Consider the following 14905-nt stretch of genomic DNA (forward strand, 5'->3'; position numbering starts at 1 on the left):
AAGCCTTGTGGCAGTATGCCGATGCGGTCCTCGCGGGGGTTGACGCCAAGAACTATCTATTCTGGACCGGTAGCAGCTCAAGTTCTGGCAAGAAGGCGCTGGTCATTGCCAAACACAGTGGCAAGAAAGGATCTTGACGGACGGCGGACGCCAAGGTGACGGATGCTGTCGCGGGTGGCGCGCACATCCTCGATGGCGAGTCGGTGTGCGTCCTTGCCGTCCGACGGCTACCCCGTGAAGGTGAAAATCGCGGAGGATTTTGTCCGTTTCGTTCTGGGCTCGTCGCGGCGCACTTATATTCCGTTGTGGATTAGCCACGAGCTCACGGGGGACCACATGGCCTTGTCACGTGTACGCAATGCGGCGGTGGTGATCGCGGCGGTCACCGTGTTGTTCGTCGGGGGCGCCGCCTCGCCCGCGCAGGCCGCGCCGAGTGGCGCGACGTCCGCGGGGATCATGTTCGGCACGGTGAGCAGCGAGGGCGCCGACGTCACCGTCGGCGACACCACGTACGCCACAGGGAAACTGCACGGGATCGTCGAGGTGGAGAAGCCGCTGGTGGGGCCGCTGCGGGCCAACTTCCGGCTGTCCTCCGAGGATGATTCGGGGCCGTTGGGGGACGTCGTGGTCACCGCCGTGGACCACTCCGGCGCGATCCCGGACCCGGTCTCGCTCACCGATCTCACCGAGGCGGTGTCGGTGAAGGTCGAGAAGCTGCCCGACGGCGAGTCCACCGACGGGCCCGTCACCTTGCGCACCAGCGAAAAGCTCGCCACGTTCACGACGAAGGACGCCACGGCGTTCCCGCTCGTCAACGAGACCTATCGGCTGCGGAACCCCGTCGATCTGTACACCGACGACGACTCCACGGCCGCCGGGACCCTGGAGAACCTGGAGGGGACGATCAACCAGACCGCTCAGCTCGACTGATCGAGTTCGGCGAACGTCTGACGGCTCGGGCCGCGTTGGGCGCGCGCCCGGGCCGCGACGTTTTCGGTGTCGCGCAGGACGCGGATCACGTTGCGGCAGGTGAGTTTCGCCAGGTCGTCGTCGCTCCAGCCGCGCGAGGCGAGTTCCTCCAGGACGACGGGATAGCCCGTGACGTCGGGGATGTCGGTGGGGGTGGTGCCGATGCCGTCCAGGTCGCCGCCGATGCCGACGCAGTCGACGCCCGCCAGGTCGCGGATGCGTTCGATGTGGTCGGCGACGTCGGAGGCGGTGGCGCCGGGGTGGGGGTGGTCGGCCTTCCATTGGGCCACTTCGGATTCGGGGCGCTGCTCGGAGTCGTAGTCGCCCAGGGAGATGCCCTGGAACTCGTGGTAGGCGTCGACCCATTCGCGGCAGGCGTCGGTGAGGAAGCCGGGCACGAAGGTCGCCATCACCACGCCGTGGGTCTCGCCGACGCGGCGCAGCACGTCGTCGGGGACGTTGCGGGGGTGTCCACAAAGCTCGAGGGTGTTGGAGTGGGAGAAGAAGGCGGGGGCCTCGCTGACGTCCAGGGCCGCGTGCATCGTGGTGGCCGCGACGTGGGAGATGTCGACCAGCATGCCCAGGCGGTTCATCTCGCGCACCACCTCGCGGCCGAAGGCGCTCAGGCCGCCGACCTTCGGGTCGTCGGTGGCGCTGTCGGCCCAGGGGGTGTTGTCGGTGTGGGTCAGGGTCATGTAGCGCACGCCGAGCGCGTACATCATGCGCAACGTCCCCAGTGAACAACCGATCGAGTGGCCGCCCTCGGCGCCCAGCAGGGACGCCACCGTGCCCGCCTCCAGGGACGCCTCGATGTCGTCGGCCGTCAACGCCAGGCGGAAGTCGCCGTAGCGGTCGATCATCTCGCGGGCGGCATCGATCTGCTCCAAGGTCGCGGTGACCGCGGACTCCCCCGCCAGCGACACCGGGACGAACACCGACCAGAACTGGCCGCCCAGGCCGCCGCGGCGGATGCGGGGGATGTCGGTGTGCAAGCCGTCGGCGGTGCGGTCGGCCGAGATCTCGTGGGCGTCAAAGTCGTAGTGGCCCAGGCGCCGCATGCGGATCAGCAGATCGTTGTGGCCGTCGATGACGGGGTGGGCGGCCAGCAGGTCAGCGACGCGGGAGGAAAGGAGAGTAGACATGTCTCGCACCTTACTGGCAAACGCTCGCCCCATCATCCGCCGGAGCGTGGCGCGATTGGCGTTTATGGGTTTTTTGTCCGGCGTGACAACCCCGGCGCGGTCACCGTCGTCTAGGGGGTGAGTTCACGAGTCAAGGAGCGTTCGTGTGACAGGGCCACCGATACCCGAGTTCGACGAGTTCGTGCACGCCCGAGGGGCGGCGTTGGTGCGGGCCGCCTACCTGATGACCGGCGATCAGCATCAGGCGGAGGACCTGGTGCAGTCCGCCCTGGCCCGCACGCTGCGGTCCTGGCGGCGCATCGAGAAGGCCGGCAACGCGGAGGCGTACACCCGAAAGATCATGTACAACCTCCAGGTCACCTGGTGGCGGCGCAAGGCGCGGGAGCGGCGGGCGATGCGCTTCGAGGGCGGCGAGGCGATCGCCGATTCCTCCGAGGACGTGTTGCGGCGCATGGAGTTGAAGAAGGTGCTGGATCGGCTCACCCCGAAGCAGCGGGCCGTGTTGGTGCTGCGGTACTTCGAGGACAAGTCGATCGACGAGACCGCCGAGATCCTGAACTGCAGCGCCGGAACGGTGAAGAGCCAGACGGCGCGCGCGCTTCGGCTGTTGAGGGAACGGGCGCCACAACTGCGTGAACTGAGAGGGGCCTCGACATGAGCGAAGACGTGAGGAGTCAACTGATGGACTTGGCCTCCGAAGCCAAGTACCGGGACATGACGGCGCGGGCGTACCGCGACGCCCACAAGCTGGGTGTGCGGCGAATGGTCGTCGGCGTGGTGGCCGCGGTGGCGCTGCTGGGCGGCGGTGTGGCCACCGCCTCGGCGGTCTGGGCGGGAGGCGGGGTCGACCATCACACGCCGCCGGCGGGCGGTTCCGACTGCGTGAGCCAGACGGAGACCGCGCCCGACGCGACCACGGAGTCGGCCATCCGGGGCGGCGAGACCACCGAGCCGTCGCCCGAGGAGTCGCGGTCCTGCGGGCCCGACGATCCGTCCACCTCGGAGAGCACGAGCTCCGACGACGACAGCAGCAGCTCCGCCCCCGAAAGCAGCGGCGGCTCGTCGTCGAACGAGGGCGGCTCGATGTCGCCATCGGGGGAGTCCTCCTCGATCGAGGTGCCCAGCGGCGGAACCACCGGCACGTCGAGCCGATTACCCGTCGATGAGGGTGCGCCAGCGCTCCACGCGGCGCGCGTCCACGGGCGCGTCCCAGGTGTCGCGGGCGGCCGAGCCGATGTGAAAGGAGGCGATGCCGGCGGCGCGCAGCCCGGGCACGTGCTCGGGGCGCAGGCCGCCGCCCGCCATCAGCAGCGCGTCGTGGGCCCGGCGGAGCAGATTGTCCATACCGGACGATACGCCCGCCGGGCTTCCCGCCGTGAGGATCTGGTCCAGCCGGTCCATGCCGTCCAGCCCCGCGAACGCGGCGTCGTAGTCGCGGACGTGGTCGATGGCGCGGTGGCAGGTCCACGGCAGCCCGCCCGCCGCCGACAGGTACCGCATCGCGTTGACGTCGAGGCCGTTGTCTCCGTCGATGAAACCCAGGACGAAACCGTCGGCGCCCGCCGCGGCGAGCTCGGAGGTCTTGGCGGCCAGGGCGTCCAGGTCGCCGGTGGCGAAGTCGGGGCGAGTGCGCAGCATGACGCGCAGCCGCAGATCGCAGGCGTCGCGGACCTCGGCGACGGTGCGCACCGACGGCGTCAGGCCGTCGGCGTCGATGTCCGACACCAGCTCCAGCCGGTCGGCGCCACCCGCGGCCGCGGCCCGAGCGTCGGTGGCGTTCAGCGCGATGACTTCCAGCAGCGACTCGGACATCGCTTGATCGTCGCAGAGCAAGGTAGCCGGCAAGCCACCACCCGGTAAGGTTCTCGCCCGCGCCACACCCGCCGCGGCGCGGGGTCCGGTCTCGGACGGCGTGATATCCATGGTCGGTCACCGGTTCGCCGGACGGATTCACCCGCCCGGGCAACCGTTGCGCGGCGCGCTCTCATCTATGTCGGTACACCCCGGGCAAGGAGTAACGACGCTATGGAAGCAAACGCCTCATCGGCGCAGTTCGATGAGTTCGTGCGGGCGCGCACCGGATCGCTGCTGCGATCGGCGTACCTGCTCACCGGCGACCAGCATCTGGCAGAGGATCTGGTGCAGTCGGCGCTGGTGCGCACCCACCGCGCGTGGAAGCGCCTGCACGACACGAACAACGCCGAGGCGTACACCCGCAAGACCATGTACCACCTTCAGGTGGCGTGGTGGCGTCGCAAGCGGTTCAAGGAAACATCCGACGACGGCGTTTCGGACGCCGCCGTCTCCATCCCGGACTCCTCGGAGGCCACCGTGCGCAAGATGGTGCTGCGTGACGCGCTGGCTCAGCTGCCGCCGCGGCAGCGCGCCGTCATCGTGCTGCGCTTCTACGAGGATCGGACCGTTCCCGACACCGCCGAGATCCTGAATTGCAGCACCGGAACGGTCAAGAGCCAGACGGCCAAGGCGATCTCCTCCCTGCGAAAGCAGCGTCCCGAATTGGCGCAATTCACTGAAAGGAGCTTCGCATGACGGAGGAACTCCACGACGACCTGACCGACATGGCTGGCAAGGTACTGGACGTCGACATGCGCGACCGAGTGCTGGCGGGCTCTCGGAGACTGGGCAGGCAACGCGCGGTCGCGGCGTGCGCGGCGGCGGTGGTCGCCGCGGCGCTGGCGGTGGTCGGCGCGGTGTCGGTGTACGGGCAGAACCAGGCGATGCCGACCGACCGACCGTTGCCGACGGGCACGGTGGACAAGCTCGAGGGGACGTTCTACAGCGCGATCTACGGGCAGGGGGATGCCGCCAGCGGCGGGCAGCCCGGCGTCAACGATCCGAGCGACCTGCCGTATCGCTGGAAGCCCGGCGACAAGACCATGACGGACATCGGCCTCGACGACCAGGGGATGTTCTATTACTCGGCGGCGCTGTCGCCCGATGGGCAGCGCTTCGCCTACATGACCTCCGACTCCCAGGGCGACCAGTTCAGGGTGATGGACGTCGGCGGCGAGAAGCGCACGGTCCTCACCGACTTCTCGGGCTGGGAGGACGTCTGCTCCACGCCGCAGTGGACCTCCGACGGGGAGCGGGTATTCGTGGATCGCGGTGCGGGCCACGGTGACCAGCGCTTCGGGTTCATCGACCTCAACACCAAGAAGTTCACCCCCTCGGCGCAGCCGCCCGGCTGCGACGTCCGCCTGGCCCGCGTTCACGGGCAGGACGTGATGTTTTCGTTGGTCAACAAGGGGAAGGCGACCGACGTCTACCGCACCACCCCCGACGGGAAGTCCGTCAAGACCGACGTGTCGAAGGTGTTGGGGCGCACGAAGTTGCCCTACGCGAACGCGTTGACGGCGGTGTCGCCCGACGGGCGGTTCGTGTGCGTCAACGCCAGCGGGACCGCGGGTCACCAGGGATTCACTGTGCCGTACAACTTCTGCAACGTGATCGTCGATACCGCCAACGGCGACCTGGTGAAGATCCCGCAGCAGCAGAAGACGGCCAACCAGCAGACGTATGCGCAGGTGCCCGCGTTCGTCTTCGCGATCCCTGGTCGGCTGCTGGTGACGACCGACGGCTCCAAGTACAGCGAGATCGGTCTGTACGACTATCGCGGCAAGAAGCTCGATCGGTACACCGAGGCGCGGCCCAGCTCGGACGGCGATCTCACCTACATCGGCTTCGCCCCGAAGGGCGACTGAACGCGCCGTGGAACCGTTGCCGCGCACCAGGGAGAAGCGGTGCGCGGCAACGGGCCACCGTACAGGCGAGGACGTACGCGGCTGGCGGCCGTAAACGCACTCGACTAACCGGGAGAGCGGCCAAGCCTAAGCCACGGGTACGACACACCAAAACACCGACCCCGTCTCCACAAAGGAGACGAGGCCGGTGTTGTTGCCTGTCAGGCGAAGGGAGACTTCTTAGAAGCCGCCCATGCCGCCCATGTCGGGGGCGCCGGCGGCGGCCGGGGCCTCCTTCTCGGGCTTGTCGGCGACGACGGCCTCGGTGGTCAGGAACAGACCGGCGATCGACGCGGCGTTCTGCAGCGCCGAACGGGTGACCTTGGCCGGGTCGTTGATGCCCGCCTCGAGCATGTCGACGTACTCGCCGGTGGCGGCGTTGAGACCCTGGCCCGCGGGCAGGTTCTTGACGCGCTCGGCGACCACGCCGCCCTCGAGACCGGCGTTGGCGGCGATCTGCTTCAGCGGGGCGGACAGCGCGGCCTTCACCAGCTGCACGCCGGTGGCCTCGTCGCCCTCCAGCTCGATCTTGTCGAAGGCGGTCGCTCCGGCCTGAACCAGGGCGACGCCACCGCCGGGCACGATGCCCTCTTCGACGGCGGCCTTGGCGTTGCGGACGGCGTCCTCGATGCGGTGCTTGCGCTCCTTGAGCTCGACCTCGGTGGCCGCGCCGACCTTGATGACGGCGACGCCGCCGGCGAGCTTGGCCAGGCGCTCCTGGAGCTTCTCGCGGTCGTAGTCGGAGTCGGAGTTGTCGATCTCGGTGCGGATCTGCGCGACGCGGCCGTCGATGGCGGCCTGGTCGCCGGAACCGTCCACAATGGTGGTCTCATCCTTGGTGACGACCACCTTGCGGGCCTGGCCCAGCAGGTCGATGGTGGCGTTCTCCAGCTTCAGGCCCAGCTCCTCGCTGATGACCTGGCCGCCGGTGAGGATCGCGATGTCGCCCAGCATGGCCTTGCGACGGTCGCCGAAGCCCGGGGCCTTGATGGCCACGGACTTGAAGGTGCCGCGCATCTTGTTGACGATCAGGGTGGCCAGGGCCTCGCCCTCCACGTCCTCGGCGATGATCACGAGGGACTTGCCGCCCTGCATGATCTTCTCCAGGGTGGGCAGCAGGTCCTTGACCGCGGAGATCTTGGAGTTGGCGATCAGGATGTACGGGTCGTCCAGGACGGTCTCCATGCGGTCCTGGTCGGTCACGAAGTAACCCGAGATGTATCCCTTGTCGAAGCGCATGCCCTCGGTGAGCTCGAGCTCGAGGCCGAAGGTGTTGGACTCCTCGACGGTGATGACGCCTTCCTTGCCGACCTTGTCCATCGACTCGGCGATGATGTCGCCGACGGTGGGGTCACCGGCGGAGATCGAGGCGGTGGCGGCGATCTGCTCCTTGGACTCGATGTCCTTGGCGAGCTTGCCCAGCTCCTCGATCACGGCGGCCACGGCGGCCTCGATGCCGCGCTTCAGCGCGATCGGGTTGGCGTCGGCGGCGACCGAGCGCAGACCCTCCTTCACCAGCGCCTGCGCCAGAACGGTGGCGGTGGTGGTGCCGTCACCGGCGACGTCGTCGGTCTTCTTGGCGACCTCCTTGACCAGCTCGGCGCCGATCTTCTCGTAGGGGTCTTCCAGCTCGATCTCCTTGGCGACCGAGACACCATCGTTGGTGATGGTGGGGGCGCCCCACTTCTTGTCGAGAACGACGTTGCGGCCCTTGGGACCGAGGGTCACCTTGACGGCGTCGGCGAGGATGTTCATTCCCCGCTCGAGGCCGCGGCGAGCTTCCTCGTCGAAAGCGATGATCTTAGCCATTCGGCTTGTACCCTTCCGGATCAGAAATGTGATTCACGTCTTAGCCGGGCGGGAGGCCCGCGACGACCTGACCTGCGTCGACGTCCCCGGTTGAGCGGGTTCGCCGGCGAGGTCCCACCACCCCGACTTTCTTGGCACTCGCACGGTGAGAGTGCCAATCACAGGTATAGCACTCACAGGGCGAGAGTGCCAAGCCGGGTGGGTGCGAAACGATTACTCTCACAGCAAAACAAGAGGCAGGTGGACACCGGGAGTGGCGTCCACCTGCCTCTTAAGCGCTTGAAGACTCGCGTCACACGAGCTTGACGTTCTCCGCCTGCGGGCCCTTCTGACCCTGCGCGATCTCGAACTCCACGCGCTGACCGTCATCAAGCGAACGGTAGCCGTCCGCCTGAATGGCAGAGAAGTGCACGAAGACGTCGTTGCCTCCGTCGACGGCGATGAAGCCGTAGCCCTTCTCGGCGTTGAACCATTTGACGGTGCCCTGTGCCATGTACTTCCTTCTAACTGTGCGTGCTAATGACCAGCGCGGATGCGCGGCCGTCGATCAAACACCCGCAGACCTGTACTGCTGTTCAGACCGCACTGATCGCGAACCATGACCAGGTTAGGAGGCTACACGAGGGCCGCTATCGGTGGGCTTTCCATGCGGTGTGGCTTACACGTCACGCGGACCCGTTTGAGGGGCGCGGTTCGACGTGGCGGCGGGACTCGATGGCGCGGAAACGGCCCGTTACGAAGGCCCCGTCGACGAGCGAGGCGTTGGCGGCGGGATTGCCGCCCGAGCCGTGGAAATCGGAGAACGCGGAGGTCTGGTTGACGAAGACGCCGCCGGTCAGGTTGCAGGACAAGTGGACCGCGACCTCGCAGGCCACGCCCTCGGCGGCGGTCAGCACCGTCGGGTCGGTGGAGTACACCCCCATCGTCAGGGCGCCCTGCTCGCCGACCACGTCGCGCACCAGGTTGAGGCTCTCGGTGGTGTTGTCGGTGGTGACGAAGAACGAGACGGGTCCGAAGCACTCCGAGCCGTAGGACTTGCGGGCGTCGGCGGTCACCTTGAGCAGCAAGGGAGTCCGCACCCGAGCGTCGGGATAGGACGGATGGTCCAGGGCGCGCGACGCCAGCACCGTCTCGCCGAGGGCGGCGGCGTTGTCGATCCGCTCGGCCACCTGCGGCGTCACGATCGCGCCCAACAGCTCCACGGCCTTGGCGGGGTCGGCGCACAGCTTGTCCACCGCCGCGCAGATGCCCGCGATCACCTCGTCGGCGCTCAGGTGGCCGTCGGGGGTTTCGATGCCCTCGGCGGGAAGGAAGATCGCCTGGGACGTCGTGCACATCTGTCCGCTGTAGAGGCACAGGGTGAACGCGAGATTGCGGCACAGCCCCTTGAAGTCGTCGGTCGAGTCGATGACGATCGTGTTGACGCCAGCCTTCTCGGTGTAGACGGCGGCCTGGCGGGCGTTGTCCTCCAGCCAGTTGCCGAAGTAGCTCGAGCCGGTGAAGTCCACCACCTTCACCTTCGGGTGGCAGGCCAGCTCGGCGGCGATGCGGTCCTCGGGCGCCTCGGCGGCCAGCGTCACCAGGTTGGGGTCGAAGCCCGCGCCGGCCAGCACCTCGCGGGCGTAGCGCACGGTCAGCGCCAGCGGCAGCACCGCGCCCGGGTGGGGCTTGACGATGACGGGGTTGCCCGTGACCAACGAGGCGAACAGGCCGGGGTAGGAGTTCCAGGTGGGGAAGGTGTTGCAGCCGATCACCAGGCCGACGCCGCGCGGCGCCACGATGTAGCGCTTCTCCATGGCCAGCACCTGGCCCTTGCCCGCGGGCTTCTCCCAGTAGGCGACCGCGGGGGTGCGGGTCTGCTCGAAGTAGCCGTACGCCACCGCCTCCAGGCCGCGGTCCAGGGCGTGCGGCCCGCCCGCCTGGAATGCCATGACGAAGGGCTGCCCCGTGGTGAAGTGCACGGCGTTGGCCATGGTGAACACGTGCTCGTGGATGTGTTGCAGGATCTCGATGCACACCGCCGCCCGCGTGGCGGGATCGGTGCCGCGCCAGGCGGGCCAGGCCGCCGTGGCGGCCTCGATCAGGGCCTCGGGTCGTGCCCGCGGGTACTCCACGTCCAGGCGAGTCCCGAATGGACTCTTCTCGGTGGCGAGGTACTCGTGGTCGCCCGGCTGGTCGATGACGAAGCGCTCCCCCAGCGACAGCTCGAAGTCGGCCTTGCCGTCGGCGGCGGCGTTCTCGCCGTAGACCCGCGGGCTGGGGGACTCGGGGTAGATCGAGAAGTAGCCGCGCCCCGCGATAGCCGCCAGGGCGCGGTCCAGGGTGTCGCGATGCTTGGTGAGCAGAGGATGCGTCATGACTTTCATGATGCCCGATACGACGGCCCCTCGTCACCGTCGCCGAACGCTGCGGCGGGAGTTGTCGCGCGGCCGGTCAGATCTTGCGTTGCAGTTCCAGTTGGCGATCCATTTCCACGAAACCCATCCGCTCGTTAATCGCGACCATGTGGGTGTTGACCTCGGCGTTGGCGGTGATGATCCAGCGGACCGACGGCAGCTCGCGGCGCAGCAGGCGGTGGTTCTCGATCTTCACGATGGTGCCCAGGCGGTGTCCACGATGGTCGGGATGGACCAGGGTGATCCACTGGTAGCCGTATTCGGGGGTGTCGGGGAACACCGCCACCACCGCGTGTCCGACCAGGTCGCCGGTGGGTCGGTGCCGCACGTAGGTGCTGGCGAAGACGCGGCCGATCTTGGCCTCGTAGGCGTCCTTGGCGCGGGTGCGCTCGGGGGTGATCTCCTGCTCTTCCACGTCGAGGCCGCCGAGGGGGACGTCGGAGACCAGGCGGCTTTCCAGGGCGGCCACGCCCTCGATGAATTCCTCGGGGGTGGGGCCGATCCACTGCAGCACCTCGTAGTCGGTGGCGTGGGGGCGGGCGTCGTCCAGCAGCTCGGTCTCGATCTTTCCCTCGATGGAGACCAGGGAGAGCTTGCGGGAGCGTTCGGTGTGGACGATGTCGAAACCCTTGGCGCGGGCGAATTCTCGGCCGTCGACGGGGCGGAAGGGGCCGCCGGGCAGGGTCTCGGAGGTGTGGGAGGTCTGGGTGGTGCGGCCCTCGGCGCGGGCGCGGTCGGTGACGTGATCCAGCAGGGCCGAGCCGATGCCGCGGCGGCGGTACTCGGGGTGGACCTGGATGTAGGTGAAGGCGAGGTGGTGGTTGTCGTGCCGCGAGGCCCCCAGACCGCCCGCACCGACGACGCGTCCGTCGACGCGGGCGGCATAGCGCTCCTCGCGTTCCTCGGGGTGGTCCCCCGCGATCTCGGCCTCGAAGACGACGCGGCTCGGGGGCGGCGTGTCCGGGCGGTCGGTGCGGTGGTTGAGCTGGAGCAGATTCCAGGTCTCTTCGACCGCTGCTGAGTCGTCAATGGTCAGACGGGAGATGTCCACAGTGCCCTCCAGGGTGAGACAAGTCGATTCCGCGTTGTGACGTCATTATGACATCATTGTGAGCCCCTCGCAAGGAGCCTTGAGGACGATGTGACATCACCTGTTGGTACCCCAAGGCGAGTTCCCGCCGACCTTCCCCACGGAGATCACGAATTCCGTGAGTCGGTCGGCGGGATATAACCCGAAAAGGAGTAAGGTCAGTGTGACGTCTTCGTAACGTCAAGTTGGTACTCGTACAGGTAGTCCACGGGCTTGAAGCCCATGGCCTCGTTGATGGCGATCATGTGGTCGTTGACGGCGGCGTTGTCGGTGTCGATCCAGCGCACCCTCGGGCGCTCGCGGCGCAGCAGGCGCCAGTTCTCCAGCTTCACCCGCAGACCAAGCTTGTGTCCGCGATGCTCGGGGGACACCAGCGTCATCCACTGGTGCGCGTGGGTGCCGGGCTCGGTGGGTACGCCGATCACCGTGATGGCGACCAGGTCCTCCGATCCCTTGAGGCGCGCCACAACCCCGCAGGTGAACAGGCCCGCCGCCACGGCACGGTCCCGGCGGTCGCGCTCCCGCTCGGCGTCGATCTTCTCGGCCTCGAGGTCCAGGTCGCCCAGCGGCGCCTCGTCGAGGAAGGTGCTGTTGAGCGCCGCCATCGGCGCCAGCAGCTCGTCAGGTGACGTCCCGCTCCAGGCGACCGTCTCGTAGTCGGCGGACTTGGCAAGGGTTTCGGCGTGCAACGTGTCGATCGTCGCGGCGTCCAGGGCCTCGACGTCGGCGCGGCGGTCGATGGACTTCAGCGCCAGGTCGAAGCCGAAGCTCTCCAGGAAGTGCCGCCCCGCCTCGTCCCGCTTCGGGACGTCGGGCCAGTCGCCCGTGACGCAGGCGTCCATGCACAGGCTGCGGCGGTCGTCGGCGCGGGCCGCGGCGATCGCGTGCTCCATCAGCGCGCCGCCGATGCCGCGGCGGCGATGCTCGGGAAGCACCTCGATGCCACCCCAGGCCGCGTGCAGGTTGTCGGTCTGGGGGAACTCCAGATCGGACAGCCCGACGACGCGTCCATCCACTATGGCGGCGGCACGCTCGTGGCGGTGGTTGTGGTCGTGCTCGCGCAGCCGCGCCCGAAACGCCACGCCGCATGGGGCGGCCTGGTCGGGGGTGTCGGCGGCGTTGACGGCCTTGCGCAGGGCCAGCACCTCGGCGACCTCGGCGTCGTCGTCGACGTTGAGCGGTCGGATCTCGATGTTCATGTGTCTACTTCCCCAGCTTCTTCTGCAGGCCGTTCCAGCGCTCCCGAATCCGATAGCCGACGGCCTCGTTGATGGCGACCATGTGGTCGTTGACCTCGGAATTCCAGGTGTGCACCCGACGCATCATCGGGCGGTACCGCAGCACGTGACGGTGGTTTTCGATCTTCAGGATGGTGCCCAGGCGGTGTCCGCGATGGTCGGGATCGACCAGCGTGATCGACTGCCAGCAGTCGAACTCCTCGCCGGGGTTGACGGCGATCTCGGTCCACGCCACGAGGCGTCCGCTGCCGACGTGCTTGACGGCGGTGGACACCCGCAGCTGCCCGCGGGTGATGTACTCGTTCTCGCGGTTGTGGACCCGATCGACGTCGACCTTCTGCGGCTCGATGTCGAGGTCCTGTGTGGGCGCGTCCAGCAGCAGCCGACCATCCAAATAGGCCACGTCCTCGACGTGCTCGGAGGGCGTGCGGTCGGTCCACTGCACCAGCGCGTAGCCGTCGGCCCTCGCCCAGGCGTCCGCCAGCGTCCCGTCCAGGTTCGACTGGTCGATCTCGCCCAGGTCGGCGGTGCGGCGGATGTCGGCGCCCGCCTTGGCATAGCCGCGCGCGGTCGCGAAGCGGTAGCCGGCGGACTCGCCCCCGTCGGGGCCCTCGGCGTTGAAGGCCACCAGGGTGGTGCGGCCGTACTCCGCGGCGCGCCGCTCCACCTCGGTCAGCAGAGCCGATCCGATTCCCCGGCCCCGGAACTCGGGGTCGACGTCCAGCTCGAGCTCGACCATGTGGGTGTTGTCCAACAGCGGCATGTTCATCTCGGCCGCCGCCACGACCCGGCCGTCGCGCTTGGCCAGCACGTGCTCGACCCGCTCGGTCGCGCGGTGCCGCACCAGGCCGATGATCCGCGTCGACTTGACGGACGGCGGGAACCCCGGGACGCTCGCCAGCGTCGAGCGACGCACGACGCCGAGCCAGGCGTCTACTTCGGCCTGGTTCAACGGATCGAGGACGGTGAATTCGATGTCCATGTCGCTCAGTGTGAGGGACGCACGCGGAGAGGGAAACCGAATTTCTTAAGATGACTTGGCAATCGATGTCCATCGAACCGTTGGGGAGCCCCATGGCGAACGTGTTGGTGATCGGCGCCGGTATCGGTGGACTCAGTGCCGCGTTGAGCCTGCACGCCGCGGGCATCGAGTGCGCCGTGGTGGACAGGGTTCCCGAGCTGACGCCCGCGGGGGTCGGGATCAACCTGCAACCCGCCGCGGTGCGGGAGCTCACCGAGCTGGGTTTGGGGGACGAGCTGGCGCGGCTCGGCGTCGCGACGGCGGAGTTCGTCCACTACGACAGGTTCGGAAACCGCATCTGGGGCGAGCCGCGCGGGATCGCCGCGGGGTACCGCTGGCCGCAGTACTCGATCCACCGCGGCCAGCTGCAGATGATGTTGCTGCGCACCGTGAGGCGGCGGCTGGGTTCCGACGCGGTGGCCACGGGGATCGGGTTCGAGTCCTGCGAGCAGGACGGCAATCGGGTGCGGGTGCGGTTGGTGGAGCGCGCCGACGGAGCGGAGACGCGGATCGACGCCGCCGCGGTGATCGGGGCCGATGGACTGTACTCGGCGGTGCGGGCGCAGTTGCATCCCGACGAGGGGGCGCCGATCGGCAACGGGATTCGGATGTGGCGCGGCGTCAACGTTCAAAAGCCGTACCGCTCGGAAGCGTCCATGGTGGTCGCGGGACGCAACTCGGCGGCCAAGTTCGTGGCCTACCCGATCGCGCCCACCGTCGACGGCCTCACCACGATCAACTGGGTCGCGGAGGTGCGGCTGCCCGACGACGGCAGGGTCGCCGACTGGACGGCCCGCGGCGAGCTGTCCGATGTGCTTCCCCACTACGCCGACTGGGACTTCGGTTGGCTGGACGTCCCAGGGCTGATCGCGGCCAGCGACCCGATCCTGGAGTACCCGATGGTCGATCGGGATCCCTTGCCGCACTGGGGGAACGGTCGGGTCACGCTGCTTGGCGACGCGGCTCACCCGATGTACCCGATCGGCTCCAACGGCGGGTCTCAGGCCATTTTGGACGCCCGCGTGCTGGCGCATCGGCTGGCGACCGAACCGAACGTCGAGACCGCCCTGTCGGCGTACGAGGCCGAGCGGCGGGAGGCCACCACGGCCATCGTGCTGGCCAATCGCGGGATGGGCCCCGAGTCGGTGCTGCGCACCGTCGCCGAGCGCGCGCCACAGGGCTTCTCGGACATCGCCGATATCCTGTCGGCCGAGGAATTGGCGGGGATCGAGGACGCGTACCTGCGCACCACGGGAATCGACGTCGAGCGGTTGAACGCTCGTCCATCGTGGAGTGTTCCGCGCCCGAGCTGACAGAAGCCGCGCACGAAGGTGGGGGTCGCGCGGCGAAGCCGCCAAAGGAATTCGTTCGACCCTTGTGGGCGCAGCGAAGCTGCGCGCACAAAGGTGGGGGTCGCGCGGCGAAGCCGCTAAAGGAATTCGGACGGCCTATGAGGCACGGCGAAGCCGCGCATAGAGG

The 14905-nt window shown here is 68.2% G+C and carries 14 protein-coding genes; 5 read left to right on the plus strand and 9 right to left on the minus strand.

Translation table 11 applies throughout. From position 1 onward, the window contains the following. Positions 1–336 precede the first annotated feature (336 nt). Positions 337–930: a hypothetical protein gene (locus VE172_RS16240; protein WP_324802976.1), complete on the plus strand. Its 594-nt coding sequence runs from the start codon at positions 337–339 to the stop codon at positions 928–930. On the opposite strand, the gene VE172_RS16245 is transcribed toward VE172_RS16240, so the two are convergent. After that, positions 918–2111 (minus strand): dipeptidase, encoded by a 1194-nt coding sequence (locus VE172_RS16245; RefSeq protein ID WP_324802977.1) that lies wholly within the window; start codon positions 2109–2111, stop codon positions 918–920. The two genes, VE172_RS16240 and VE172_RS16245, sit on opposite strands and share 13 nt — an antisense overlap. A gap of 145 nt (positions 2112–2256) precedes the next feature. Here VE172_RS16245 and VE172_RS16250 point away from each other — a divergent pair, with 145 nt between their 5' ends. Beyond that, positions 2257–2769 carry a SigE family RNA polymerase sigma factor gene (locus tag VE172_RS16250; protein ID WP_324802978.1) on the plus strand — a complete coding sequence of 171 codons (513 nt, stop codon included), beginning with the start codon at positions 2257–2259 and terminating at the stop codon, positions 2767–2769. 193 nt (positions 2770–2962) lie between these two features. Here the strand turns inward: VE172_RS16250 and VE172_RS16255 are convergent, their stop codons facing one another. Together VE172_RS16255 and VE172_RS16260 are read right to left on the minus strand one after the other, a co-directional pair. Continuing rightward, positions 2963–3253, minus strand: coding sequence for a hypothetical protein (locus tag VE172_RS16255; RefSeq protein ID WP_324802979.1), 291 nt, complete (start codon positions 3251–3253; stop codon positions 2963–2965). A 10-nt stretch (positions 3254–3263) separates the two neighbouring features. Beyond that, entirely contained in the window at positions 3264–3923 is a 660-nt protein-coding gene (locus VE172_RS16260) for a copper homeostasis protein CutC (RefSeq protein ID WP_324802980.1), read from the minus strand. A 213-nt stretch (positions 3924–4136) separates the two neighbouring features. Here VE172_RS16260 and VE172_RS16265 point away from each other — a divergent pair, with 213 nt between their 5' ends. Together VE172_RS16265 and VE172_RS16270 are read left to right on the plus strand one after the other, a co-directional pair. Beyond that, positions 4137–4661 carry a SigE family RNA polymerase sigma factor gene (locus VE172_RS16265; RefSeq protein ID WP_324802981.1) on the plus strand — a complete coding sequence of 175 codons (525 nt, stop codon included), beginning with the start codon at positions 4137–4139 and terminating at the stop codon, positions 4659–4661. Continuing rightward, positions 4658–5833, plus strand: a complete 1176-nt coding sequence (locus tag VE172_RS16270) for a TolB family protein (protein ID WP_324802982.1) — start codon at positions 4658–4660, stop codon at positions 5831–5833. The genes VE172_RS16265 and VE172_RS16270 overlap by 4 nt, the downstream gene beginning before the upstream one ends. Before the next feature lie 219 nt (positions 5834–6052). Here VE172_RS16270 and groL read toward each other — a convergent pair whose 3' ends face one another. From groL to VE172_RS16300, 6 genes are all read right to left on the minus strand, one after another. Further along, positions 6053–7681: a chaperonin GroEL gene (gene groL / locus VE172_RS16275; protein ID WP_324802983.1), complete on the minus strand. Its 1629-nt coding sequence runs from the start codon at positions 7679–7681 to the stop codon at positions 6053–6055. Between the two features lie 292 nt (positions 7682–7973). Further along, positions 7974–8174 carry a cold-shock protein gene (locus VE172_RS16280; RefSeq protein WP_324802984.1) on the minus strand — a complete coding sequence of 67 codons (201 nt, stop codon included), beginning with the start codon at positions 8172–8174 and terminating at the stop codon, positions 7974–7976. Positions 8175–8346: 172 nt separating this feature from the next. Continuing rightward, positions 8347–10047, minus strand: coding sequence for a phenylacetic acid degradation protein PaaN (paaN, locus tag VE172_RS16285; RefSeq protein ID WP_414715112.1), 1701 nt, complete (start codon positions 10045–10047; stop codon positions 8347–8349). A gap of 67 nt (positions 10048–10114) precedes the next feature. Beyond that, positions 10115–11128, minus strand: a complete 1014-nt coding sequence (locus tag VE172_RS16290) for a GNAT family N-acetyltransferase (protein WP_324802986.1) — start codon at positions 11126–11128, stop codon at positions 10115–10117. Between the two features lie 197 nt (positions 11129–11325). After that, complete coding sequence (locus tag VE172_RS16295; protein ID WP_324802987.1) at positions 11326–12366, minus strand: GNAT family N-acetyltransferase; 1041 nt, start codon at positions 12364–12366, stop codon at positions 11326–11328. 4 nt (positions 12367–12370) lie between these two features. Beyond that, complete coding sequence (locus VE172_RS16300) at positions 12371–13387, minus strand: GNAT family N-acetyltransferase (RefSeq protein WP_324802989.1); 1017 nt, start codon at positions 13385–13387, stop codon at positions 12371–12373. Between the two features lie 92 nt (positions 13388–13479). On the opposite strand from VE172_RS16300, the gene VE172_RS16305 reads away from it, so the two are divergent. Further along, positions 13480–14739, plus strand: a complete 1260-nt coding sequence (locus tag VE172_RS16305; RefSeq protein ID WP_324802990.1) for a flavin-dependent oxidoreductase — start codon at positions 13480–13482, stop codon at positions 14737–14739. The last annotated feature ends 166 nt before the right edge of the window (positions 14740–14905 follow it).

Source organism: Stackebrandtia sp., from assembly GCF_035643755.1.
Lineage (GTDB): Bacteria > Actinomycetota > Actinomycetes > Mycobacteriales > Micromonosporaceae > Stackebrandtia.